This is a genomic window from Pseudomonas sp. FG98 (assembly GCF_057808595.1).
On the sequence record NZ_JBMDIJ010000002.1, the window covers coordinates 177,655 to 203,317 of the forward strand.

Annotated in this window: 20 protein-coding genes and 2 tRNA genes; 5 read left to right on the top strand and 17 right to left on the bottom strand. The window is 59.2% G+C overall.

Annotated elements, in window-relative coordinates; all coding sequences use genetic code 11:
- Position 1: 1 nt before the first annotated feature.
- The 4 genes from ACODSK_RS02425 to fabI are packed head-to-tail and all read left to right on the top strand — an operon-like array spanning position 2 to position 4,522.
- Positions 2-1,075 carry a microcin C ABC transporter permease YejB gene (locus ACODSK_RS02425; RefSeq protein ID WP_489013608.1) on the top strand — a complete coding sequence of 358 codons (1,074 nt, stop codon included), beginning with the start codon at positions 2-4 and terminating at the stop codon, positions 1,073-1,075.
- Between the two features lies 1 nt (position 1,076).
- Positions 1,077-2,096 carry an ABC transporter permease gene (locus ACODSK_RS02430; RefSeq protein ID WP_489013610.1) on the top strand — a complete coding sequence of 340 codons (1,020 nt, stop codon included), beginning with the start codon at positions 1,077-1,079 and terminating at the stop codon, positions 2,094-2,096.
- 1 nt (position 2,097) lies between these two features.
- Entirely contained in the window at positions 2,098-3,714 is a 1,617-nt protein-coding gene (locus tag ACODSK_RS02435) for an ABC transporter ATP-binding protein (protein WP_489013612.1), read from the top strand.
- Positions 3,715-3,727: 13 nt separating this feature from the next.
- Positions 3,728-4,522: an enoyl-ACP reductase FabI gene (fabI, locus tag ACODSK_RS02440; protein ID WP_042126258.1), complete on the top strand. Its 795-nt coding sequence runs from the start codon at positions 3,728-3,730 to the stop codon at positions 4,520-4,522.
- Positions 4,523-4,658: 136 nt separating this feature from the next.
- Here fabI and ACODSK_RS02445 read toward each other — a convergent pair whose 3' ends face one another.
- From ACODSK_RS02445 to ACODSK_RS02475, 7 genes are all read right to left on the bottom strand, one after another.
- Positions 4,659-6,530, bottom strand: a complete 1,872-nt coding sequence (locus ACODSK_RS02445) for a SurA N-terminal domain-containing protein (RefSeq protein WP_489013613.1) — start codon at positions 6,528-6,530, stop codon at positions 4,659-4,661.
- 191 nt (positions 6,531-6,721) lie between these two features.
- Positions 6,722-6,997: an HU family DNA-binding protein gene (locus tag ACODSK_RS02450; RefSeq protein ID WP_489013615.1), complete on the bottom strand. Its 276-nt coding sequence runs from the start codon at positions 6,995-6,997 to the stop codon at positions 6,722-6,724.
- A 137-nt stretch (positions 6,998-7,134) separates the two neighbouring features.
- On the bottom strand, positions 7,135-9,531 hold the full coding sequence (lon, locus tag ACODSK_RS02455) for an endopeptidase La (protein ID WP_489013617.1): 2,397 nt from the start codon (positions 9,529-9,531) through the stop codon (positions 7,135-7,137).
- A 151-nt stretch (positions 9,532-9,682) separates the two neighbouring features.
- Positions 9,683-10,966, bottom strand: coding sequence for an ATP-dependent Clp protease ATP-binding subunit ClpX (clpX, locus tag ACODSK_RS02460; RefSeq protein ID WP_330075345.1), 1,284 nt, complete (start codon positions 10,964-10,966; stop codon positions 9,683-9,685).
- A gap of 108 nt (positions 10,967-11,074) precedes the next feature.
- The gene (gene clpP / locus ACODSK_RS02465; protein WP_489013618.1) at positions 11,075-11,716 is read right to left on the bottom strand and encodes an ATP-dependent Clp endopeptidase proteolytic subunit ClpP; all 642 of its coding nucleotides are present in this window, start codon (positions 11,714-11,716) and stop codon (positions 11,075-11,077) included.
- A gap of 90 nt (positions 11,717-11,806) precedes the next feature.
- Positions 11,807-13,120 (bottom strand): trigger factor, encoded by a 1,314-nt coding sequence (gene tig / locus ACODSK_RS02470; RefSeq protein WP_489013619.1) that lies wholly within the window; start codon positions 13,118-13,120, stop codon positions 11,807-11,809.
- Between the two features lie 219 nt (positions 13,121-13,339).
- The gene (locus tag ACODSK_RS02475; protein ID WP_489013621.1) at positions 13,340-13,645 is read right to left on the bottom strand and encodes a DUF6388 family protein; all 306 of its coding nucleotides are present in this window, start codon (positions 13,643-13,645) and stop codon (positions 13,340-13,342) included.
- Between the two features lie 279 nt (positions 13,646-13,924).
- Between ACODSK_RS02475 and ACODSK_RS02480 the strand changes: the two genes are divergently transcribed.
- On the top strand, positions 13,925-14,320 hold the full coding sequence (locus tag ACODSK_RS02480; protein WP_489013623.1) for a hypothetical protein: 396 nt from the start codon (positions 13,925-13,927) through the stop codon (positions 14,318-14,320).
- 99 nt (positions 14,321-14,419) lie between these two features.
- Here the strand turns inward: ACODSK_RS02480 and ACODSK_RS02485 are convergent.
- The 10 genes from ACODSK_RS02485 to ACODSK_RS02530 all read right to left on the bottom strand — a co-directional run bounded on the left by ACODSK_RS02485 (position 14,420) and on the right by ACODSK_RS02530 (position 25,645).
- A tRNA-His gene (locus ACODSK_RS02485) sits at positions 14,420-14,495 on the bottom strand.
- Between the two features lie 73 nt (positions 14,496-14,568).
- Positions 14,569-14,672: transfer RNA gene (locus ACODSK_RS02490), tRNA-Leu, on the bottom strand.
- A gap of 119 nt (positions 14,673-14,791) precedes the next feature.
- A complete protein-coding gene (locus tag ACODSK_RS02495; RefSeq protein WP_489013625.1) occupies positions 14,792-15,307 on the bottom strand; it encodes a DUF2514 family protein in 516 nt (171 codons plus the stop codon).
- Positions 15,304-15,792, bottom strand: coding sequence for a glycoside hydrolase family 24 protein (locus ACODSK_RS02500; protein WP_489013626.1), 489 nt, complete (start codon positions 15,790-15,792; stop codon positions 15,304-15,306). The genes ACODSK_RS02495 and ACODSK_RS02500 overlap by 4 nt, the downstream gene beginning before the upstream one ends.
- A 55-nt stretch (positions 15,793-15,847) precedes the next feature.
- Positions 15,848-18,193 carry an SGNH/GDSL hydrolase family protein gene (locus ACODSK_RS02505; RefSeq protein ID WP_489013627.1) on the bottom strand — a complete coding sequence of 782 codons (2,346 nt, stop codon included), beginning with the start codon at positions 18,191-18,193 and terminating at the stop codon, positions 15,848-15,850.
- 58 nt (positions 18,194-18,251) lie between these two features.
- Complete coding sequence (locus tag ACODSK_RS02510; RefSeq protein WP_489013629.1) at positions 18,252-21,278, bottom strand: host specificity factor TipJ family phage tail protein; 3,027 nt, start codon at positions 21,276-21,278, stop codon at positions 18,252-18,254.
- On the bottom strand, positions 21,275-21,655 hold the full coding sequence (locus tag ACODSK_RS02515; protein WP_489013631.1) for a nitrite transporter: 381 nt from the start codon (positions 21,653-21,655) through the stop codon (positions 21,275-21,277). The genes ACODSK_RS02510 and ACODSK_RS02515 overlap by 4 nt, the downstream gene beginning before the upstream one ends.
- Positions 21,655-22,158, bottom strand: coding sequence for a DUF1833 family protein (locus tag ACODSK_RS02520; RefSeq protein WP_489013633.1), 504 nt, complete (start codon positions 22,156-22,158; stop codon positions 21,655-21,657). The genes ACODSK_RS02515 and ACODSK_RS02520 overlap by 1 nt, the downstream gene beginning before the upstream one ends.
- Positions 22,155-22,622, bottom strand: coding sequence for a hypothetical protein (locus tag ACODSK_RS02525; RefSeq protein WP_489013635.1), 468 nt, complete (start codon positions 22,620-22,622; stop codon positions 22,155-22,157). Before ACODSK_RS02525 ends, ACODSK_RS02520 begins: the two co-directional genes overlap by 4 nt.
- Positions 22,622-25,645: a phage tail length tape measure family protein gene (locus tag ACODSK_RS02530; protein ID WP_489013636.1), complete on the bottom strand. Its 3,024-nt coding sequence runs from the start codon at positions 25,643-25,645 to the stop codon at positions 22,622-22,624. Before ACODSK_RS02530 ends, ACODSK_RS02525 begins: the two co-directional genes overlap by 1 nt.
- Positions 25,646-25,663 lie beyond the last annotated feature (18 nt).

The following is a 25,663-nucleotide window of genomic DNA, read 5'->3' on the forward strand; positions in this document are numbered from 1 at the left end:
CATGCTGGCCTATATCCTGCGGCGCCTGCTGCTGATCATCCCGACCCTGTTCGGCATCCTGATCATCAACTTCGTCATCATCCAGGCCGCCCCCGGTGGTCCGGTGGAGCAGATGATCGCCAAGCTCGAAGGCTTCGAGGGCGCCACCAGCCGGATTGCCGGCGGCGGCGCCGAAGTCTCTGTGGCCGGCTCCAACTATCGCGGCGCACAAGGCCTGGACCCGGCACTGGTGAAGGAAATCGAGCGCATGTACGGCTTCGACAAGTCGGCGCCGGAACGCTTGTGGATCATGGTCAAGAACTACGCCCAGCTGGATTTCGGCGACAGCTTCTTCCGTGACGCCAAGGTGGTCGACCTGATCGCCGAGAAGCTGCCGGTGTCGATCTCCCTCGGCCTGTGGAGCACGCTGATCATGTACCTGGTATCGATTCCCCTGGGGATCGCCAAGGCCACCCGACATGGCAGTCACTTCGATGTCTGGACCAGCTCGGCAATCATCATCGGCTATGCCATTCCCGCGTTCCTCTTCGCCATCCTGCTGATCGTGGTGTTCGCCGGTGGCAGCTACCTGGACTGGTTCCCTCTGCGCGGCCTGACTTCGAGCAACTTCGACGAACTGAGCACCTGGGGCAAGATAGGTGACTATTTCTGGCACCTGGCCCTGCCGATCACCGCGCTGGTCATCGGCAACTTCGCCACCATGACCCTGCTGACCAAGAACAGCTTCCTCGACGAGATCAACAAGCAGTACGTGGTCACCGCCAAGGCCAAGGGCCTGACGCCGAATCGCGTGCTCTACGGCCATGTGTTCCGCAATGCCATGCTGCTGGTGATCGCCGGCTTCCCCTCGGCTTTCATCGGCATCTTCTTCACCGGCTCGCTACTGGTGGAAGTGATCTTTTCCCTCGATGGCCTTGGCCTGATGAGCTTCGAGGCAGCTATCAACCGCGACTACCCGGTGGTCTTCGGCACCCTGTTCATCTTCACCCTGCTGGGGCTGGTGGTGAAATTGATCGGCGACCTGACCTACACCCTGGTCGATCCACGCATCGACTTCGAAAGCCGGGAGCACTGAGATGAAACTGTCCCCTCTCAATCGCCGCCGCTTCGAGCGCTTCAAGGCCAACCGCCGCGGCTGGTGGTCGCTGTGGCTGTTCCTGATCCTGTTCGGCCTGAGCCTCGGCGCCGAACTGATTGCCAACGACAAGCCGCTGGTAGTGCGCTACGACGGCGAGTTCTACTTCCCGGCATTCAAACGCTACCCGGAGACCACCTTCGGCGGCGAGTTCCCCCTGGAAGCCAACTACAAGAGCCCCTATATCCGCGACCTGCTGGAGAAGAAGCAGAGCTGGGTGGTGTGGGCACCGATTCCGTTCAGCTACCAAAGCATCAACTACGACCTCAAGGTCCCCGCCCCTGCCCCACCCTCGGCGCAAAACTGGCTGGGCACCGACGACCAGGGCCGCGACGTGCTGGCCCGGGTGATCTATGGCTTCCGCATCTCGGTGCTGTTCGCCCTGACCCTGACCGTGCTCAGTTCCATCATCGGCGTGATCGCAGGGGCACTCCAGGGCTTCTATGGCGGCTGGGTCGACCTGGCCGGACAACGTTTCCTGGAAATCTGGTCGGGCCTGCCGGTGCTGTACCTGCTGATCATCCTGGCCAGCTTCGTGCAACCGAATTTCTGGTGGCTGCTGGGGATCATGTTGCTGTTTTCCTGGATGAGCCTGGTCGACGTGGTGCGTGCCGAGTTCCTCCGCGGGCGCAATCTGGAATACGTGCGCGCGGCACGCGCCCTGGGGATGCAGAACGCCGCGATCATGTACCGGCATATCCTGCCCAACGCCATGGTATCGACCATGACCTTCATGCCATTCATTCTCACGGGCGCCATCGGCACCCTGACCGCCCTGGACTTCCTCGGTTTCGGCCTGCCGCCAGGCGCGCCGTCCCTGGGAGAGCTGGTCGCCCAGGGCAAATCCAACCTGCAAGCGCCTTGGCTGGGCATCAGTGCCTTTGCCGTACTGGCCCTGATGCTGAGCCTGCTGGTGTTCATCGGCGAGTCCGCCCGCGATGCCTTCGACCCGAGGAAATGACATGAACAAGGACACCTTGATCGAAGTACGCGACCTCGCCGTCGAATTCGTCAGCGGCGCCCAGCAGCAACGTGTGGTGGAGAGCGTCAGCTTCGACATCCGTCGTGGCGAAACCCTGGCCCTGGTCGGCGAAAGCGGCTCGGGCAAATCGGTCACTGCGCATTCGATCCTGCGCCTGCTGCCCTACCCCCTGGCACGGCACCCGGCCGGGACCATCCGCTACGACAACCAGGACCTGCTGCACCTGGACGAGAAGAAGATGCGCCATATCCGTGGCAATCGCATCGCCATGATCTTCCAGGAACCGATGACCTCGCTGAACCCGCTGCACAACATCGAAAAGCAGATCAACGAAGTGCTGATGCTGCACAAGGGCCTGCGCGGCAAGGAAGCCACTGCACGGACCCTGGAGCTGCTGGAGCTGGTTGGTATCCCTGACCCGGTCAAGCGCCTCAAGGCCCTGCCTCACGAGCTCTCCGGCGGCCAACGGCAACGGGTGATGATCGCCATGGCGCTGGCCAACGAGCCAGAACTGCTGATCGCCGATGAACCGACCACCGCCCTGGACGTCACCGTCCAGTTGAAGATCCTCGAACTGCTCAAGCGTTTACAGGCCAAGCTGGGCATGGCGCTGTTACTGATCAGTCACGATCTGAACCTGGTGAAAAGAATTGCGCACCGTGTATGTGTCATGCAGCGCGGTTGCATCGTCGAACAGGCGTCGTGCGAAGAACTGTTCCGCGCACCACAGCATCCGTACACGAAAATGCTGCTCGGTGCCGAGCCCAGTGGCGGGCCGGCCGGTAATCCGGAAGGTGCGCCGCTGCTGGAGGTCGAGGATCTGCGAGTCTGGTTCCCGATCAAGAAGGGCCTGCTGCGCCGTACCGTGGACCACGTCAAGGCGGTGGACGGTATCAACTTCAGCCTGCCCCAGGGCCAGACCCTGGGAATCGTTGGCGAAAGTGGCTCGGGCAAGTCTACGCTGGGTCTGGCGATCCTGCGGCTTATTGCCAGCCAGGGCGCCATCCGCTTCGAGAACCAGCGGCTGGATGGCATGAGCCAGCAGCAGGTGCGGCCGTTGCGACGAGAGATGCAGGTGGTGTTCCAGGACCCCTTCGGCAGTCTCAGCCCGCGCATGTGCGTGAGCGATATCGTCGGAGAAGGCCTGCGCATTCATCGGATAGGCACGGAAGCGGAACAGGAACAGGCCATCATGGAGGCACTCAGGGAAGTAGGTCTGGACCCGGAAACCCGGCACCGCTACCCTCACGAGTTTTCCGGAGGCCAACGACAACGGATTGCCATTGCCCGGGCACTGGTATTGAAACCGGCGCTGATCCTGCTGGACGAGCCCACCTCGGCGCTCGACCGCACCGTTCAGCGTCAGGTGGTGGAACTGCTGCGCGCGCTGCAGACCAAGTACAACCTGACCTACCTGTTCATCAGCCACGATCTGGCGGTGGTCAAGGCGCTGAGCCATCAGCTGATGGTGGTCAAGCAGGGTCAGGTGGTTGAACAAGGTCCGGCTGCGCAGATTTTCGCTGCACCACAACATTCTTATACACAGCAGCTGCTGGAAGCCGCCTTTTTGGCTCCCACGGCTGTCGATATAACCTGAAGAGGAACAACACATGGGTTTTCTCGCCGGTAAGCGCGTACTGATCGTCGGTGTCGCCAGCAAACTGTCCATCGCATCCGGCATCGCTGCCGCCATGCATCGCGAGGGTGCAGAACTTGCCTTCACCTACCAGAACGAAAAGCTCAAGGGCCGCGTCGAAGAGTTCGCCGCTGGCTGGGGCTCCAACCCTGAGCTGTGCTTCCCTTGCGACGTTGCCAACGACGACGACATCGCCAAGGTCTTCGAGGAACTGAGCAAGAAGTGGGACGGCCTGGACTGCATCGTGCACTCCGTGGGCTTCGCACCGGGCGACCAGCTCGACGGCGACTTCACCGAAGTGACCACCCGTGAAGGTTTCCGCATTGCCCACGACATCAGCGCCTACAGCTTCGTCGCCCTGGCCAAGGCTGGTCGCGAGATGATGAAAGGCCGCAACGGCAGCCTGCTGACCCTGTCGTACCTGGGCGCCGAGCGCACCATGCCGAACTACAACGTCATGGGCATGGCCAAGGCCAGCCTGGAAGCCGGTGTTCGCTACCTGGCCGGCAGCCTCGGCCCGGAAGGCACCCGCGTCAACGCCATCTCCGCCGGTCCGATCCGCACCCTGGCCGCCTCCGGCATCAAGAGCTTCCGCAAGATGCTGGCCGCCAACGAGGCTCAGACCCCACTGCGTCGCAACGTGACCATCGAAGAAGTCGGCAACGCCGGCGCCTTCCTCTGCTCCGACCTGGCGTCGGGCGTCAGCGGTGAAATCATGTACGTGGACGGTGGCTTCAACACCACCGCCATGGGCGACATCTCGGAATAAGTTTCCGGTGAAGGGAAAAGGCCGCTATTGCGGCCTTTTCTTTGTGCGAGGATTTCCGGGGCTGCAGCTTTCAGCAGCGGATAACGGAAATGAAAAAGGCCGCTGACGCGGCCTTTTTCGTTCAAGGTGGAGGCACTCAGTAACGAGTGATTTCCGCCTTGGCTTCCAGTTGCTTGCGATAGGCCGCGAAGTCTTGCTGGCCGGCACGAGAAGCCAGATAGCGACGATACTCGCCCTTCTCCTGCTCGCTAGCCGCGCTGCCATCGTTCACGCCGTTCAAACGCAGGACAACCACACTGCCATCACCCAGGGTGACGGTGGAGTAGACCGGCTTGTCCTTGGCCTCTGGCTTGCTCATGCGGAACAGCGCCTGCAGTTCGACCGGATCGACACCTTCCTGCATGCGGGTAGCCGCTTCCTGGACCTTCCAGGCCTGGCCATCCTGCACCGGTGCGTAGGCGATATTGCCATCGCGCAGACCAGCCACCAGGGCGTCGGTCTTGCTCTTCACGGCAGCGGTCGCCTGCTCCTGGGCCAGATGATCGCGGATCGGACCGGCAACGGCCTCCAGCGGCAGTTGTGCTGGCTTGCGGTGCTCCTTGGCGCGAACGACCACCACGGTTTCAGGATCCAGTTCGATCGCCGAGCTGTTGGAGCCCTCATCCAGCACCTCAGGGCTGAATGCAGCCTGGATGACCTGACGGTTGGCGGTGATACCATCGCCGCCTTCACGACCGAACGGTGCCGATGTCTGCACCTTCAGACCCAGGTCCTGGGCCGGCTGGGCCAGATCCGAGGCTTCGAAGGCTGAATCTTCCAACTGCTTGGTAGCCTCGACGAAACGCTGCTCGACCTGTTGGGTTTTCAGTTCACGGGTCAGTTTGTCTTTCAGGCTGGCAAAGGTCGGGACCTCCGGAGCCTGCACACCCAGCAACTTGATCAGGTGGAAACCGAACTCGGTACGCACGGGTGCGGAAACCTGATCCTTGTTCAGCGCGTACAGTGCGTCTTCGAAGGCCGGATCATAGACACCCTTGCCGGCGTAACCGAGGTCACCACCGTTGTTCGCCGAACCTGGGTCCTGGGAGAACTCCTTGGCCAGCTTGGCGAAGTCCTCGCCCTTGGCCAGGCGTTGCTGGATATCCTCGATGCGGGCCTTGGCCTGGGCTTCGTCCTGCTTGTCGTTGACTTCGACGAGGATGTGCGCGGCGTGGCGCTGCTCGGCGAGGTTGGCGATTTCCTTCTGATACAGCGACTGCAGCTCGTCTTCGTTGACCTTGACCTGATCGAAGAACGCAGCCTTCTTCAGCTCGATATAGTCGATGACGACCTGATCCGGACTCATGAACTCCTTGGCGTGCTGGTCGTAGTGGGCCTTGATCTGCTCGTCGGTGACATTGACCGCGGCAGGGTCAGCCTTGAAGGTCAGCGAAGCGAAATCACGGGTCTGCTTTTCCAGACGGGCAAAGGCATCTACCTGGGCATCGGTCACGAAACCGCTACCCGCCAGACCGGCGCGCAATTGGCTAATGAGCATTTCCTGAGCCAGCATCTCGCGGAACTGCATACGGCCGTAGCCCAGTTGGCGAATGACCTGGTCGAAGCGTTCGGCGCTGAACTTGCCGTCCACCTGGAACTCGGGGGTCTGCAGGATCACCTGGTCCAGCGCAGCCTCGGAGAACGAGAACTTGGCATCATGCGCCCCCTGGAGCAGCAGTTGGCGCTCGATCAGCCCCTTGAGAGCGGCTTCGCGCAGCATCTTGTCGTCCAGCAGGGAGGGGTCGAAGTCCTTGCCCAGTCGTTGCATCAATTGCCGGCGTTGCGTGTCGACAGCCTGGCTCAGCTCATTCTGGCTGATGGTGTCGCCATTGACCTTGGCAGCATCCTTGTTGTGGCTGACTGCCTGGAAGATGGCGTCGAAGCCGGTCAGCGCCATCAGTACCACGATGACACCGATGATGGTCTTGGCAATCCAACCTTGTGAATTGTCCCTGATATTTTGCAGCATGCGTCCCCCAGAAACGGCTGTGGCGGCTGCACAACCGCGGAGCGTGGGTAGAATCCTGATAGAAGAAAGGCGCATCCGGGGATGCGCCTTCTCGTAACGGGCGGAGCAGAGGAATTCGTGATTCTTTCCACCCCGCCAACGGGCCAGTCGCGGGAACCAGCCCGATTAGGCGAAAGCCTGAAGAGAGCGTCTTATTCGTTGACCGCGTCTTTCAGTGCCTTGCCAGCCTTGAACGTAGGCTTCTTGGCGGCCGCGATTTCCAGGGCCTTGCCGGTTTGCGGGTTGCGACCGGTACGAGCAGGACGGTCAGCTACCGAGAAGGTACCAAAACCGACCAGAACCACGGAGTCACCAGTCTTCAGGGCACCGGTGATGGATTCGATGACTGCGTCCAGCGCACGGCCAGCGGCAGCTTTTGGAATATCAGCAGATGCAGCGATAGCGTCAATCAGTTCCGACTTGTTCACTCTAAGTCCCCTTATTTCTATTTGAGTTTGTTTCTAACTATGTAATTTGAATCAACGCCAAGTGGCCCGTGACACTTGAGTGCCTCTAATGGCAAGGACCTGGAAAACAGTCAGGCGGGCCACCCAGCTAAATACTTTCAATGCGTGCTGATTCGTTCCTTGGAATCACTGTCGCGTTTTTCATCCTTGGCGACAATCTCAGGAGCCACATCCGGCAAGGGCTCCGGGGCGTATTGCAGCGCAATTTGGAGGACTTCGTCAATCCATTTAACCGGCTTAATCTGAAGATCCTGCTTAATATTGTCAGGAATTTCTTTCAGATCACGCACGTTTTCTTCCGGAATGATCACCGTCTTGATTCCACCACGATGTGCGGCCAGCAATTTTTCCTTCAAGCCGCCAATCGCCAGCACCTGACCACGCAGGGTGATTTCACCCGTCATTGCCACATCGGCACGAACCGGAATCTGCGTCAGCGCGGAAACCAGCGCGGTGCACATACCGATACCGGCGCTAGGACCATCCTTCGGCGTCGCTCCTTCGGGCATATGGATGTGGGTATCGCGCTTCTCATGGAAGTCGGCAGGAATCCCGAGGCTCTGCGCCCGGCTGCGCACCACGGTCTGCGCTGCGGTGATCGATTCGACCATCACATCGCCAAGAGAGCCGGTCTTGATCAGTTGCCCCTTGCCCGGCACGACTGCGGCCTCGATGGTCAGCAATTCGCCACCCACCTGGGTCCACGCCAGACCGGTCACCTGCCCGACCTGATCCTGCTGCTCGGCCAGGCCGTAGCGGAACTTGCGCACGCCGAGGAAGTGCTCCAGGCGGTCGCTGCCGACCTTGACCTGAGCCTGCTTCTGCCCGGTGTATTCCTTGACCACCTTGCGGCAGACCTTGGCAATCTGGCGCTCCAGACCACGCACACCCGCTTCACGCGTGTAGTAGCGGATGATGTCACGAATTGCCGCAACCTCCACGTCAAGCTCACCCTTCTTCAAGCCATTGGCCTTGATCTGCTTCGGCAGAAGGTACTTGACCGCGATGTTGATCTTCTCGTCCTCGGTGTAGCCAGGCAACCGGATGACCTCCATCCGGTCCAGCAGCGCTGGCGGGATGTTCATCGAGTTGGACGTGCAGAGGAACATCACATCCGACAGGTCGTAGTCGACCTCCAGGTAGTGATCGTTGAAGTTGTGGTTCTGCTCGGGATCAAGCACCTCAAGCAGCGCCGAGGCAGGATCGCCACGCATGTCGCTGCCCATCTTGTCGATTTCATCAAGCAGGAACAGTGGGTTGCGCACACCTACCTTGGTCATTTTCTGGATCAGACGACCTGGCATGGAGCCAATGTAAGTGCGCCGATGACCACGGATCTCGGCCTCGTCACGCACCCCACCGAGGGCCATGCGCACAAACTTGCGGTTGGTCGCACTGGCGATGGACTCGGCCAGCGAGGTCTTGCCCACGCCAGGCGGACCAACCAGGCAGAGTACCGGGCCGCGAATCTTCTTCACACGCTTCTGCACCGCGAGGTATTCGAGAATGCGCTCCTTGACCTCTTCCAGGCCATAGTGATCGGCATCGAGAATTTCCTCAGCCTTGGCCAGGTCGAGGCGAACCTTGCTCTGAGCCTTCCACGGAACCTGCACCAGCCAATCGAGGTAGGAACGTACCACGGTGGCTTCGGCCGACATCGGCGACATCTGCTTGAGCTTGTTCAGCTCGGCCTGAGCCTTGGTATAGGCGTCCTTCGGCAAGCCTGCCGCATCGAGTCGCTTCTTCAGCTCTTCGACTTCGTTATGCCCTTCATCACCGTCGCCGAGCTCTTTCTGAATGGCCTTCATCTGCTCATTCAGGTAGTACTCGCGCTGACTGCGCTCCATCTGCTTCTTGACCCGACCGCGGATACGCTTCTCTACCTGCAGCAGGTCGATTTCCGCATCCAGCAGCGCCAGCACATGCTCGACACGAGCAGCCAGGTCAATGATTTCGAGGATTTCCTGTTTCTGCTCGATCTTCAGCGCCATATGCGCTGCCATGGTATCGACCAGGCGCCCCGGCTCATCGATGCTATTGAGCGACGACAGGACTTCGGCGGGAACCTTCTTGCCCAACTGGACGTATTGCTCGAACTGGGAAAGAAGACTGCGAACGAACACTTCGGACTCGCGATCAGCGGCGTCGGTTTCCTCGATCAGGGCAACTTCCGCACGGATGTGACCTTCGACCTCGACGAAACGCTCGACCGAACCACGCTGCTCACCCTCGACCAGCACCTTGACGGTGCCATCGGGCAGCTTGAGCAATTGGAGAACGGTAGCGATGGTGCCGACCCGATACAGGGCGTCTTCGCCTGGATCGTCATCGGCGGGATTCTTCTGAGCCAGCAAAAGGATTTGCTTCTCACCGGTCATCGCGGCTTCAAGGGCCTCGATGGACTTTTCACGCCCCACGAACAGCGGGATGACCATATGCGGGTAAACAACGACATCGCGCAATGGCAAAAGAGGCAAGTCGAGGGTTGTCTTCATGATTTCGCCTCTACAGCGGCCTTGTGGCCGTAATCCGATGGAAATTTGAGCTTGGAGTTAATGTGGGGGCAGCCCCGGAAAAAAACAAGCTCTGCGACAGGAAAAGCAAAGGGGCCCGTAGGCCCCTTGCTGGTTTCTCTGCCTCTCAGACTCAGGCGTCTGGCGCGGCTTTGGCTGGCGGCTCGCTGTTCTCGTAGATCAGCAGAGGCTGCGAAGTGCCATCGATGACGCTCTCGTCGATAACCACCTTGCTGACATCCTTCTGCGAAGGAATTTCATACATGGTATCGAGCAGGATGCCCTCGAGGATGGAACGCAGGCCACGAGCACCGGTCTTGCGCTCGAGCGCCTTGCGGGCAACGGACTTCAGCGCATCGCTGCGGAACTCCAGGTCCACACCTTCCATCTCGAACAGCTTGCCGTACTGCTTGGTCAAGGCGTTCTTCGGCTCGGTGAGGATCTGCATCAATGCAGCTTCATCCAGCTCGTCGAGCGTTGCCAGAACTGGCAAACGTCCCACGAACTCGGGGATCAGGCCGAATTTGACCAGATCGTCCGGCTCGACCTCACGCAGCGACTCGCCAACTTTCTTGCCTTCCTCCTTGCTGCGGACTTCGGCACCAAAGCCGATGCCACCGCGAGTGGAACGCTGCTGGATGACCTTCTCCAGACCGGAGAATGCGCCACCGCAGATAAACAGAATGTTGCGCGTATCGACCTGCAGGAACTCCTGCTGCGGGTGCTTGCGACCACCCTGAGGCGGAACCGAGGCAACAGTACCTTCGATCAGCTTCAACAGGGCCTGCTGCACACCTTCGCCAGAGACATCGCGAGTGATCGACGGGTTGTCGGACTTGCGCGAGATCTTGTCGATCTCGTCGATGTAGACAATGCCCATCTGGGCTTTTTCCACATCGTAGTCGCACTTCTGCAGCAACTTCTGAATGATGTTCTCGACGTCTTCGCCTACATAACCGGCTTCGGTCAGGGTTGTGGCGTCGGCGATCGTGAACGGTACATTGAGCAGGCGAGCGAGAGTTTCCGCGAGCAGCGTCTTGCCCGAACCGGTCGGGCCGATGAGCAGGATGTTGCTCTTGCCCAATTCGACATCGTCGGCTTTCTTGTCGCGTTGATTCAGACGCTTGTAGTGGTTGTACACCGCTACGGCCAGAACCTTTTTCGCGCGCTCCTGACCAATGACATACTGGTCCAGGATGGCGCTGATTTCTTTCGGCGAAGGCAATTTATGTGCACTGCTCTCGGCCTGGGCTTCCTGCACCTCCTCACGGATGATGTCGTTGCACAGGTCGACGCACTCGTCGCAGATAAATACCGAGGGGCCGGCAATCAACTTGCGCACTTCATGCTGGCTTTTGCCGCAGAAGGAGCAATAGAGCAATTTGCCGTTGTCCTCGCCGTTACGGGTGTCAGTCATTCGATCGATCCAATCCGGTAGGCTTGCAACACAAGATGAAGGCAATTGCGGGCTTTTTCAAGTCCGCAGGTAGGCGCTTTCCGCGCCTATCTGCTCTGGCACCCGGGATCAGGACACCAGTTGCCGCTTGTCGTAGACCGAGTCGATCAGGCCGTACTCGGCTGCGCGCTGGGCGCTCATGAAGTTGTCGCGTTCGGTATCGCGCTTGATCGTCTCCAGATCCTGGCCAGTGTGATGGGCCAGCAACTCGTTCAGGCGCGCCTTGATATTGAGGATTTCCTGGGCATGGATCTCGATATCGGTCGCCTGGCCCTGGAAGCCACCCAACGGCTGGTGAATCATCACCCGCGAGTTAGGGAGGCAGTGACGCTTGCCGGCAGCACCGGCCGCAAGCAGGAACGCACCCATGCTGCAAGCCTGGCCGATACAGATGGTGGATACATCCGGCTTGATGAACTGCATGGTGTCGTAGATCGACATGCCAGCAGTTACCGAGCCACCAGGGGAGTTGATGTACAGATGGATATCCTTGTCCGGGTTTTCCGCTTCAAGGAACAGCAGTTGCGCCACTACCAGGTTGGCCATGTAGTCCTCTACCGGACCAACCAGGAAGATCACACGCTCCTTCAAAAGGCGCGAGTAGATGTCGTAGGCGCGTTCGCCACGGGCGGACTGCTCGATAACCATCGGGACCAGACCACCGGCGGCCTGGATGTCAGAGCTCTGCTGAATATAAGAATTGCGGGACATGTCCTGCACTCACTCCCAAATAGTCGTGGCTTGAATACGCACAAGCCAGCGCGAAGGCTGGCTTGTGGGGTTTTCCTACGAAGGAGGAAATCACTCAGCGGCGGCAGGTGCCTGTGCTGGCTTGACAGCTTCTTCGTACGAGACCGACTTGTCGGTCACAGTCGCTTTCTGCAGGACAGTATCTACAACTTGCTCTTCCAGCACAACCGAACGAACTTCGTTCATTTGCTGGTCGTTCTTGTAGTACCAGGCCACAACTTGCTCTGGCTCCTGGTAGGCCGACGCCATTTCCTGGATCAGTTCGCGTACGCGGTCTTCGTCCGGCTTCAGCTCGTTCTGCTTGACCACCTCGGCAACGATCAGACCCAGCACAACGCGGCGCTTGGCCTGCTCTTCGAACAGCTCGGCCGGCAGTTGCTCAGGCTTGATGTTGCCACCGAATTGCTGGACGGCCTGGACGCGCAGGCGGTTGACTTCGTTTTCCAGCAGGGCTTTCGGCACTTCGATCGGGTTGGCAGCCAGCAGGCCGTCCATTACCTGATTCTTGACCTTGGTCTTGATCGCCTGGCGCAGTTCACGCTCCATGTTCTTGCGAACTTCGGTGCGGAAGCCGTCCAGACCGGTTTCCTTGATGCCGAACTGGGCGAAGAACTCTTCGTTCAGCTCAGGCAGCTTCGGCTCGGAAACGCTATTGACGGTGACAGTGAACTCGGCGGCCTTGCCGGCCAGATCCAGGTTCTGATAGTCCTCAGGGAAGTTCAGGGTCAGAACACGCTCTTCACCTGCCTTGGCGCCTACCAGGCCTTCTTCGAAGCCCGGGATCATGCGGCCGGAACCCAGCACCAGTTGGGTGCCCTTGGCGGAACCACCGGCGAAGGCTTCGCCGTCGATCTTGCCGACGAAGTCGATGTTCAGCTGGTCTTCGTTCTGCGCAGCACGCTCGGCGACCTCGAAGCGGGTGTTCTGCTTGCGCAGGACATCCAGCATATTGTCGAGATCAGCGTCGGTGACGTCAGCACTCAGGCGCTCAACGGCGATCGAGTCGAAGCCGGCAACGGCAAACTCAGGGAACACTTCGAAGATGGCGACGAACTCCAGGTCCTTGCCTTTTTCGAAGGATTTCGGCTCGACAGAAGGAGCGCCGGCCGGGTTCAGCTTCTGCTCGACCACGGCTTCATAGAAGGAAGCCTGGACCAGATCACCGAAAGCTTCTTGACGAGCAGCATCCTCGTAACGCTGACGGATCACGCTCATAGGCACCTTGCCAGGACGGAAGCCTGGAACCTTGGCGCGACGGGCAGTCTGTTGCAGACGCTTGTTGACTTCAGTCTCGACGCGCTCTGCCGGAACGGCGATGGTCATACGACGCTCGAGAGCGGAAGTATTTTCAACAGAAACTTGCATGGATATTCCTCGTTGCACAGACGTTAGCCGGCGATACCCGACTCCAGAATCAAGGGCAAGCATTCTAGTAGCTCAAACACCAGAAGTCACCCCGTTCGACCCTGAGACGAACAGCATCGGCCCTCATTATTTTCGACATAAGACCAGACAGCGAAACGGCACCGCCGCAACACCCGCAGCAGAGCGGTTCCACTGCCCCAAAAAAGAACTGCAACAGACCTAGGAAGCGTGACCATCGATCTCGTTGAAGTCGCAATACTCTTCCCAATCCATACCCAGCGCCTCGGCCACCTCCCGATGAACCTCCAGACGCATGACCTGCAACTCCTCGGGCGACCCGGCAACCAAACGCAACGCCAGCTCCCAAGGCTCGATTCCCTGGGCTTGCGCCTCGTCTTCGAATGCCCACTGGATCTGCTGGTGCTGCTCAGCCTCGCTCAGCGCGGCGACTTCCACCGCCAGCTCTGGGTTGGCCTGAATGAAACGCTCCAGCGCAATCGCCTGGCGGGATTCCTTAGCAATCATCTTCACCACCTGCTTGCCGAGACATCGGCACTTGGTCAACCCGCTGAAATCTATCAGCTTTCATTTGAACGTTACCAGCCACACCTTGTCGTAGATTCCCCTAAGACAAGTCCATAGTCCTTCAGGAAAAATTGGAATTTTCCTACGAACGGCATGGAACTCGGTTTGCAAAAAAGCGTCGTGCACCGCTAACCTAGCGCCCCACAGCAAGCACAATGCGTTTCATTCACATCACTGCCTCGAACAGGCATAGAAGAGCGGCACTGCAAGGACGTAACCGTGTTGAAGAAACTTCTCATCGCCTGTGTCCTGCCCGCTCATTGGGCGCCAGCTTTTGCCACCCCCCTGCAAACCTTCTTCGACCCCGAAGCGCAGTACGCGATCGTCGAAATCAGTGGCGCACCAGAAAAGCTATCGGTAATCACCCAGCGAACCGGCATAAGCGGGACCAGCTACGCTGCCCGTCAATTCAACTGCATCACCCGCACCGTTCGCATCATGGGCTCTGGAAGATCACTACAAGACCTGGCGAATGCACGAGCAGACGAAGAGGCCACGCCAATCTTCAAAGGCTCACTCTCTCGCGCCATCAGCGACATCGCCTGCGAAAACGCCCCATCGCCACCGGAAAACCCGCCCCAGCAACGAGCGACACTCAGCGCAAACACGCAGTAAGAAACCCAGCCACCTCGCAAACCGAAGACACAAACCGGCGAAACCTGCCCAGAACCAAAACGAAAAAGGCGCCTGGTTCTCACCAGGCGCCTCTGAATATGGGGTGGACGAAGGGAATCGAACCCTCGACCACAGGAATCACAATCCTGCGCTCTACCAACTGAGCTACGTCCACCATTGTTGCGGTGCGCTTCACAGCGCGGTGTTGCTGGCCTTCCCGCCTCAGCGTGCGACGGGGAAAGCTTGAATGGTGCGGACGAAGAGACTCGAACTCTTACAGCTTGCGCCGCTGGAACCTAAATCATGACGGTCAATGTAAAGACCAGATAAATCAATAGGTTAGGACGCCCGCAATCGTCACACCTGTCCAAAACGTGCCGCATTGTGTCACATGTTTCAAAACGTGCAACACATTCTTTTCACATCACCCTCCTCCGGCGTTCTGCCGACATGCCGCCGTCCTGGCTGGCATTACTTCCCCTTCTTCCACTGATCAGCAATAGCCTCACAAGCAAGGCCAGCTATTCGGCTTCGCTCAAGCGCTGCTGCGCAGCTGCCCGCCATTCGGTCAGACTCTTCAAGCAATCCCCCGAGCACCACGACGGCAGAGGTTCCTGCCTGGCGCTGCTGGGCAGCGATGGTGTCGCAGGTGGCTCGGTGACCGGCCCGCAGTCTGGCGATTTCCCCGCGCATCCCGCCAGCAGCAGACTCAGCAGCAGAAGCGCGGCCCTGGGCCAACTCAAGTTGTTGTCGTGCACTCTCACCCTCCTCGTCCGCCACGGCCTGGCGGCGCTGTTCTTCGGCTCTAGCCCGGGCGGCGGCGCGCCGGTCGCGCTCGGATACCTCGAGCCGGTAAGCGGCCAGTTCGCCCCGCGCGACTTCTGCATCGCCCTGCGCCACCACCACTCGGTACTGCTGGCCACCGGCGACCAGCACCAAAGCGATCAGCCACCAGCACCAGGTCGGTACCGCGCCGAGCCAGGTCATCTCAGCACCCCGCCGAGCTTCTGCCACTGAGCCAGCAGCTTTTCCAGGCGGTGCGGGTTTTGCCCATAGTTATTACCTGGCAGCGATGCCCAGATATTCGAGCACTTGGCGATCGCCTGCTCGATGCGGCCTGCCTTGATATCGTCCATGGCCTTGCGCTCCCGGATCTGCTGCAGCGCGATTCTGTCCTGGTTCTCCGGCGTGAACCCGCCCGACAGGCGAAGGCTGACCCGGTACGCATCCCAGTACCGTTCGAGCAGTTGGTAGCGGCCGGCGGCGGTGCTGGTCACAGGCTTGCCGTTGATGGGAAAGGTCAGCTTGCGCCGCGGGTGATCGGCATAACCCTGGAACAGACCGCCGCCGTACAGCACGTTGTAGCCGTCATCGCTTCCTTTGACGGTCGAGGTGCCTTCTGAGAATGCGATCAGATCCAGAAACCGGAGCACATTCGCGCCTCCGGCCTTGGTTTCGGTGAGTCTGGCCATGTTTTCTCCAGGCACAAAAAAGCCCGCTCATGGCGGGCACTGTTATGGAAGGCAATCACGGCGTGTAGCGCACGCCATCAAAGCTGATAGTGGTTGCGCCGGTTACGTTGAATACCCGCACGAGGTTGTCGCTCTGGACGCTGCAGTTCCCTGTGTAACCCGAGGAGGTCGAAGCACCGAATACCGCGCCTTTCCTGGTCGCGGCGGTCCTCAGATGCTCAGGTAGCGTAAATACCGTCATGCCTTCCGTTGCAGTGCCGCTAGTCAGCGTTGCCGAACCGCGAAACTCGATGTCACCGTTGTCATGAATGCGGTAGTTGACAGTGCCGGTGATGTTGGCGGCATAGACCGTGCTGATCAGCGGCACCCAGGCATGGAACCTCGCAGGCATCGCAGTGATCTGTGGTGCGATCCCGCGTGCAATTGCTTCACCGATGATCTCGTTGAAGTACGTGCTTTCGTGGAGGTTGTCCCGAACCATCGGGTCGGTGAATGAATTCGTCAGGAACCCCGCCGAGATCACGCCAGAGAGCTGCGACAAATCGATCAACTGGACGCCGTTGTCAGCTGCATATCGTCCGATTGCCGCGCGAATGTTTCCGCCGTATTGCGAACGAACGGCGCCACCACCAGTCCCGGACTGGTCTTTCGTGTACCACAGCGGGGGCAGAACGAGGCTAACTTGCCTGCCTTCGGCGATCAGCTTCGCAATCAAAGCCGAGTAAAGGTTCTGGAACGCAGTGAGTGTGTTGTTCGTCTGAATATCGTTCGTGCCGAGGAATATCACGACGTTAGATGCGTTTATGAAAGGGTTATCGGTGAGCCGGTAGTACTGCATGCTCGTTGTATCGCCGGATACCGCGCGGTTCTCGATGCCCGCAACACGAATGCCGAGAGACCCGTCTAGCGCTCGTGCTGCATGCCACATCCACGCTCCATGCTGGTCGTCGGTCAGCGAGTCACCGCATGCGCCAAGCCACACTGTTCGGACCCCTGTACTTGCAACAAAGCGGCCACGGTACCAGCCGTTCCAAGTGATCAAGGTCTCTGCGCTGAGCGAGGTTCCGCCGAAGCCAGCGTGCATGAGATAGCCTGATGTGAGCTGAACATCTACGGCCACGATCCCAGAAATTAGGATCTGGAACCGGTTGTAAGAAAGGAAGCGGATCGTGAAATGGTTCTGGGACGGATAGTAACCCAGGGTGTTTCCGTTTCCATCGGGCCTAACGATGTCGGTTTCAACAACAGCCGTACCAGTGTACTTAGTAGAAAGACGCCATGTGCCAGTCTGCGACGTCCCGCGAAGTACAATGAGGCCTGTCGAGAAGATCACGCCGACTGCGATCTCGCCGGTGTTTTCCGGCGTGACGTTCAGCCCGGCTGTCATCTCATGCCCGGGTCGCAGTGGGTAAACACCGAGCTGCGTGTATCCACCGGAGGGCGGCGCGAGCGCGAGGCCGCTAGCGGTAACCCCCTGCACCGGCGTGAACGACGTAAGCGTGTCAGATGCGCCGAGCAACACCTGCCTGAATAGAAGCTGGGTGCTGGCAATGATCGGGGTAGGCGCAGAGTCTCGAAGCTGAGTGTCGGAGATGAAGACCTCTTTGCGCGCAAGCTTCGTTCCCCGCACAAAGTTTTTCCGTAAGACGAGGTCATAGTCCTTCGCCGGGTTCTCTGGCCGGCCTTTGTCGATACGGATCACCAGATCTTCAGTCGTCATGATTTCCGAAGAAAACTGACCTAGGCCCGATGCCGTAAGAATCCGGATTCCTTTGTCAGGAACGACAACAACACCGCGCAGGTCAGCTTGCCCGGCGACGAAGTTGTAATCGCCAGTCGAGAGCTTCGGTAGCTCGACATAGCCGCCCGCGCCCACGGCAGCCTTTGCAGCGTTCCATGCCGCATAGTTGTCGGCCACCTCTTCGCCGCCGCCGAAATCCCGGATCGATACAGTCTCCTTCAGCTTGTTCGAGAGGGTCTGCGCAAGATGCCCAACGTTCGCAGAGCCTGCGGAGCTCGCGAGCAGCTGACGCAGCGCAGCATCTCCAACGGCCTGCAGCTTCGGCGAGTCAGTTGCCCAGGTTCCGGTTAGCGTAAGCGGCAGAGTGTTCGCATTGAGCACTCGATACAGTTCACCGCTGCGCTGCACAAGCTGGGTCTGCCGCTGAACAACAACCCCTGCCCCGTACACAAGGTACGTAGACTCGTAACCCTGGGCGATGAGGTAATCGGTCACTTGCTGTTGAAGTCCGCGCCACGATTTGAGCGCCTGCCCAATACGCCCGAGGTAGGTGAGGTCCGGGCCGTTAAGCAGTAAATCTGCAATTCCGGCGTTGTCGAATAGATCGCGCGGATCGCTAGATCCATCGGTTCCGACCGGGTTGTTGGTTTCGTAGCGCATGTTTTCTCCGGGCATAAAAAAGCCCGCTCTAGGCGGGCATGCTCGTTTAGGTTCCGGACTAAGCCGGCGCGAAGTTGTCGTCGTTTTCGTAGAACCGGTCGCTGTACTGCTTTGCGACCACACTGCAGATACCGTCGGCATCAGGTTCAATGCTGTCGATCATTGCGGAATATCCGACAGATGTTGATGAGCAGAAGATCATCCTTGGCGGCTCGATTGACCAGTCAACAGTCTGGTCGGCAGCGCTGGCAGGGACGGTAAGCGAGTAGTCAGAGACCATCGATGGCGTCAGCAGGGTTGAAACCGATCCGTCCTGCCAGCGAATGAGGCACCTAGGGTTGGGGAAGCTCCAGTCAAGCTGCTCACTGACTGTGATTGTCGCCAGCCCCGAACCAGTCTCGATGCTCTCAACGATGCAGCTGATTGTCTGACTGCCGGGGATGTCGTCAGTCATCGCGACCCGGTCGCCGAAGCGATACGCAAGCGCATCCATTTCGGTGCCTGTTGTATGGGTCATCCGCTGATACAGGTACTTCATCAGCCGCCGCATACCGATCCGCCAGGCTCGGTCGCGGTCATGCACACCATCGAGCGTGAACTCCTCGATCTTGATCGCGTCGACGCCCGCGACACGACAGCTCACTGTCTCTTCACTGAACGTAACAGGGTCTTTGTACTTGACGTCGACACCCGTGTAGTCGTCGGCTGATGGCGCGATGAACGTTGTAACAAGCTCTGCGGATTGATCGTGCGGGGTTACCGCGCCGAGGATCGGCTGAACGCCCTCCCGGAAAGCAGAGACCTGTGAATCGTCGATTACAAGGTGGGACATCCCGGCACCAAGGATCGTCTGCATTGCTTCAAGCGCCGTGATCTGCTCGTCGAACGAGTGATCGAACGTCTCGCCGCGCGGGGTCCAGAAGTCATCTTGAAGAACCTGGAGTTGATCGAGGTCGATGCCGTCATCACCTTCGCCGAGACTCTGGTGAACATACCGAACAGCCGCAGAGATAGAGCGCCCTTCCCCTTCGTCATAGAGCCTGGTCGCAACAAGATTGATCTGGCGGTCTGACTGTGCGGATAGTCGAGATCCGGTGCGGATTGTCAGAGCTATCGTAGTGACGTCGTCATAGCGAAGCGGGCGCTCGAGCAGTCTCCCGCGGAGCGCAAGCCACTGCACTCCGTCAGCAACGACTTGATATCCGCCGACTTCAGCTCGACGCATGCGAATCATCGGTCTGATGGGAGTAGGAAGGTTGGCGAACTCGGTGTAGCCAATCCCGTCCCGCGTGTTGCCACGATAGACCTTGTTGACCTCGATCCAGGCCCCCGTCGTCACGTCAGCGTACTGAACAATGACGTTCGAGATCATCTCGTACTCGCCGCCTTTTTTCGTCGTCGACTGAAGTCCGCCGGGGAACAGAACATCCCACTCGATTCTGTCCACTGTCTCGCCCTCCGGGCAGCCCATAAACGGGCCGATCCAGTTGTCACCGACGACAGAAACAGACGAAAGCTGGAAGTCGAGAAGCGTTCTTCCGATGAATCCAAGCCACCCAGTATCCGCATCACCTTCGGCGTTCAGCCGAGTGACCTCGATAGTGATCCCGTCCACCAGAGTGATCCTGTAGCGATTCTGCCGGTAGCCAAGCGCGAGGCGCTGTACCCCGGCAGGAAGGCCAGAGAACTGAGTTCCATCTTCGTATGTGAGCGTGATGTTTGCGAGCTGCTCCGGCGTGCCACCGCTACTCGCTGTGCCAGTTACAAAGACCGGGCCCGCACCAAAAATAGCCACTGGCGAACTGCTTTGAGTAATCACGCCGCCAGAATACGGGCTACTGGGCTCAACGATTTTCAGGCGCCCGGAGTCGTCTTGAGCAACAAGCCCGATCCCAGCGAGCTGCGACGTGATCTCGGAGACGACGCCCGACATGTTCATGTAGTTCGCAGTAAGCGAGAGCGAGCGCGTCTGAGATTTGTACGTGAGCGACCAGACGATTGGCGATGACGTGAAGTTGTATGTCGTCGGTGCCGCGCTTGCTGAAATGCTCGACGGGCTCCCGCCTGCTCCGGCAACTGGCGGAACATACGGTGAGTAGCTCGCGACGACGAGATCAACGTCCTCTGTACGCGTTGACAGCGTGACTTTCATGCCGACAAACGGTGCCAACTCATCAAGCGGGCCGGCCACGACGCTGCTTGAGCCGCTATTGCTGACCGTGAAGTTGTTCGGCGCGACTAGGTTGATGATTGTTCCGACTGACCACGATTCCGGCATTGTGGCCGTGTCGCCTACGAGCGATATCGAGTTACCGCTGAGCGCAAGAGCATCGGCAGATGGCGTGGTCGTCTCGCTCGGAGAGTCGAGGTCGAGCCCGGCTGTCGCGGACTTTGAACCACCGACCTCCGGCGCCGAGTACCAGTTTTCGGACCGGTAGTCTGATGCGACGTAATCACCAGGCTGATAGATCGCATACGCCACTTCATCGCCGAAGGCACTGATCGGCGTGCTTCCGATCTTGATAGAGCTTGGCGCGATGCTGAAACGGCCGATGCCGATCGACAGGAACATCACGGTTCTCACATCCCGCGGCGAAACGAAGCGACTCACAGGCTGAAGCACGTAGTCGGGATAGATCCTGTCTCTCCCCAGCGTTTCTCGGATCACCGCGTAAGGCTTTGCGGTGTTCGCCTTCGCATGATTGAGATCGAGATTATCGCCGGCTGTTCCAGCACCCTGAATGTCAGGCATCTGAAGCGCTTGGCTGATCGCGTAGGCAACAGCGCCCACCGCAACAACAACGGCGAGAATGAATGCCCCCGAAGCTGCATGCGGAACTGGGTAAATGCGCACATCATCATCGCAATAGATGGTGTGCTCAGCCCATTTGCCTGAATTTACAGTGACTCCGTTAACGTCGATGGTTATCGGATGCGTTACCTCGTCACCCGTGAACCCTTCCACAGTATTCTTCAGCCACCCTTCAATCGTGCACTCCTCCGCGATCACATGACTTTCGATGGCCGACCCGGAGAGCGACGGGTAAATGTTGATCGCGTGGCGTGACGGGTAGATCCGGATCATCGGTAGAACTCCACTCTCAGCCACTGCTTGAGAAATCGCCGGATCGGGATGCAAGTGAAACCTTGCTTCGGATTGCACTCAGCGACGTACAGCGCACCGCTGCACTCCACGACAATGGCGACGTGCGTCATCAGGCTTGCCGTGTAGCAGCACGCGACAGCGCCGGGTTCTGGCTCGCAGCGTTCGCGCTCCGCAGCAAACTGTGTACCGAACCGATGCAATCCTGAGTTCTTCTTCGTGACGCCATCCCAGGCTGGCCATTCCTCGAGACCAAGGTCGCGGCGAACCTCAAGAATGATCCCGTAGCAGTCAACTTCCGGCCACACTCTGCCGCCCTCTACCCACTTGGCAGAGAGGTATTTTTCAGTGTCGATCATTAGAGGTACCGAAGGCCTGGGAATTTATCGAGCGTGTACAGAAGGCGCGGCCAGCCCGTGTCCATGATGTTCCGGTATCCGGCGGTGACGTCGACTTGAACAGGATTCCACTGACCGCTCTTGATTTCGAACTTGAATGGACGTTGCGACGGAGCAGAAGCGTCGGTATCGAAATACGTCCGCAGTGTTGCGGTCATCTTCAGTCGATTTGCCAGGGCGTCGCGGATCGCAGCGCTGACCGCACCCTCGATGTTGCACAGCGCGAACTTCAGATCTTGCGAGCCGTCGGCGTTACGCGCCGGCTTCGCGACTTGCATTGCAAACTGCTTGAAATCGACAGACTCGCCGGTCTCAAGCAGTGCAGTGAAATCCTCATACCCCTGCACAAAGAAATGGCGCTGAGCGTCAATGCCGAGCGCCACACTTCCAGCTACGTCGAGCTGCAGCGTGAGCAGTTCGACTTCCTTTCCGCCACTCACATAGAAGCGATTCAACACTGTCATGGCGCTGGCCACTCCCTGTTTATCGCAAGATCGATGATGTTCGAGTAGAGCAGTGCGTCCGGGTAGTACGTCGCCCATCCGCCACCGGTGACCGGCCGCTCTTCAAGCTCAAGGGTCGCAGTGAACTTCCAGTACCGCGGTGGCGAGAGAATCGGGCCATCGTAGATATCAACAAAACGACACTTGTACGGCATGAACCCCTGCGGGGTCTGCAGCGTTGTCTCAAACCACAAGGCGCCGCTGTCGATGGTCTCTTCGTACCAGGCTTCAAATAGCTGGGCCTGGGGGCTGCTCTCGAAGAACCAGGAGACCGAAACCTGAGTCGGCGTCTTCCGATACCTGACCCGCTGCTTGCTACGCCCTGACTGCATCTGCGTGCGCAGCAAGGGGCTTACCGGCGAGAATGCATAGCCCTCTTGCAGGGGGTTAGGCAGCCCCGCCGGGTACTGTGGTAAGTCAGCCATTAGGTCTTTCTCCTGCCCACCGAATAGCCGGCTTGTAGGCCCTTGGAAACCTGCCCTCGACCAGTGGCGAGATCATTTGCGACTTGCTGATAGCCGATGCGAGCACCGTCAGCGGCAGCCTGCTTCATCATCTCAATCGTGCTTTGGTCAGGGTTTCCGTTGACCGTGATGCTAACGGGCGGCATCGCAATTTGAGGTGCAGCGCCAGCCCCACTCACAGCAGCCATCATCTGGATTGAAGATCCGCTGGAACCGGCAACGGAAACGCGCTCGTTCGAGTTGATCGCTTCCAGCAACGCCCTGTTACGCTTGGTGGCCTGGGCGTTCACTACGAACTCGCCGTTGCTCAGTCGCGCCGGGATGCTGTCCGATGTACCAGTACCCTTGCCGGAGACATAGCCGCCGGTAGCGAAGCCCTTGATCAAGGCAAAGGCCGCAAGCAGCGCAGTGCCACCCACCACAGCCGCAGCACCGAACGAGCCGATAGACGCAACCAGGGCGGCCGGCAGCCAGGCGCTGGCTGTCGTTGCAGCGGCAGCGGTCTGAGCAGTTGTTGTGGCCGTGGTTGCCGCGATGCTAGAGGTGGTCGCCGCAGCATCACCAGCCAGCTTGGCCGTGGTCACAGTCGAAATGCCAGCAGTCTGCGCTGTGGTCTCCGCAGCAATCCTAGCCATCTCGGCAGCAGAAGAAGCCTGCCTGGTCTGGTCGAATGCAAGCTGCAGCGCCTGGTTAACCGCCCACTGAGCTGCCATCTGGCCCAGCGAGTTGATCACCCCACCAACAAGGCTGCGAGTGATCTGTGATACAGACTCGCCGAAGGTCTGGCCATCCAGGGCCATGCTCTCGAAAGCACTGCCGACACTTGACTGGATGCTACCGAACGCACCGCTGAACAAGGCCTGAGTTTGCCCGGCCACGTTTGCTGCGCTCACCTGGAAGTTGGCCAAGGCCGCATTCCAACCATTAAGCGGGCTTGAGATCGCTGCATCGTACTGGGCGAAGCCAGTTTGCAGGGCCGCCAGGCGCTTGGGCAGGTACTCCTGCTCGAGGTCGATCTGCGCCTGCAACTCTTGCCGCTGCTTCTCCGTCGTGGTGTTGGCCAGCTCGGTGCGAAGCTGCAGGATGCGGTCGTTGGTTTGCTGCTCCAGCTGCACGCGCTGCTGCATGCGCTGCGTCTGCTGATCGCCCATGCCGACGCCGGCTGCCGCGATGCTGTATTCGCTGCGCTGGCCGGCCAGCTGCCGCTCAAGCTGCGCCCGGTATTGCTCGGCCTGGGTCAGGCCTTGAGCGCCCTTGATGGCGGCGGCGTAGTTCAGCGAAGCCTGAGCTAGTGCCTTGCCGTACTCTTCCTGGCTGATCTTGCCCTTGCTCAGGGCCAGGTCCAGTTGCTCCTGCTCTTTGGTCAGAGCGCGTGCGGCCTGTGCGGCAGGGTCGTATTGGCCGTACAGGCGGGAGAAGGTGTTCTGAGCTTCAGCGACACCCCGATTATCCTCTCGCGGTGTCTTCGGCTTCGCCTTGTCAGCGTACTTGCTTTCGATCGCGGCGATCCGCTTAGCGATCTCCTCCTCGCTTCGACCTGCTTTCAGCCCAAGCTCTCGGGCTTCGGCGATCTCGTTGCGCTTTCTCGACTCTTTGTCGAGGTACTCAAGCTGTGAGCTTGCCCAGCGCGCAGCGGCAGCAATTCTTCCCTGGTTGGCATCCGTTTCGGCCGACTCTGCCTTGGCGGCAGCTGATGCAGCCTCTCGGCGCTCCGTAAGCGTCTTGATCTGAGTGCGAAGAGCCTGGTTTGTGTTGTCCCCGAAGCTGAACAAGTTGGAAAGCGCGCCTGTGAAACCGCCCTGTTTCCTTGTATCAAGAATCCGTTGCGCTATCTCTATCTGCTTGTTGTCATCAGGGAATAGCTCGGCTTTTATCTTGCTGTAGGCATTGCTGATCGCGGTGCCTACATCATCCCAGTCGCGCTCAAGCTCGGACAAAGAATCTCGGTAACGCTGAAGCCTTTTTTGGGCATTGGCATTAAGGCTCTCGCTGAGGGCGTCCAGGGCCTCCTGCTTCCTTCCCTGGCTCTCTAGGCCAGCAATAACCTCATATTGCGCAGAGGTTATGAGTCCGTACTGCTCGCTGATTTTTTGCGCTGCCTTGGTGGCGCTATCTCCAAGCCCGCCAAATGACTTCGCTACATCCGTGGCGCTCTGCCCAGTGAACTGCGCAATCGAAGCAGATGCCTGCGCAAGATTCCTGAATTGGATTTCGCTGACCCTTCCGCTCGCGCCAAGGGCTATTACGGCGTTTTTGGCTTCGGACAGGTCGCCAGTGATATCGGCAACCGACATGGCAATCAGGGCCATGCTTTCCACCGTCTGGCCAGAGTCAGCAGAGCCAGAAAACAAGGCCTTATTGAACGCTGAGACCTGCTTCTCTACGTCATAGAAGACCAGGCCTAGGGTTGCTGCAGCAGCAGCTGCAACGGTAAATGGGTTCACCAGGCCAAGAATGTATCCGCCCATCGCTCTGGCGGCCGGGGCGATTCCGCCAAACATATCTTTGAGCTGCCCACCCTGCTGAAGGAACACGGTGAGTGGAGCCTGACCTCCTTGAAGGCTCACTGCGATGTCAGTGAACTGCGCAGGAATTCCCCTAAGGGCAGCGTTGTAGGCTTTCGCCGACATACCGGCCTTATTCATGCCGTCCGAAGTTTCGCCCAGCGCCTCCCGCATGGTGTTGATGCGTTGCGTGTACTCGACGAATGTGTCGCTCTCAACGATTCCGGCCTTTTTGAACTTGGCCAGCCGCTCCTGCATGTCGTCCAGCCGACCCAAGGCAGCAGTGGTGGGATTGATCTGCCCCAACAGCTGGGTGAGAGCCTTGCGCTGATCCTCCAGGCTGCCGGATACGTCATCCGCCGATGCCGCTGCAGCATCCCCGGCCCGCGTCATCCCCTCAAGCGAACCAGTCAGGTCATCTGCGTTGCGCTTGGCCCCGCGCGAGTCGATCGTTACCGCAAGGCGGGATTCCTGCGCCATATCTTTCTCCAGGCGTAA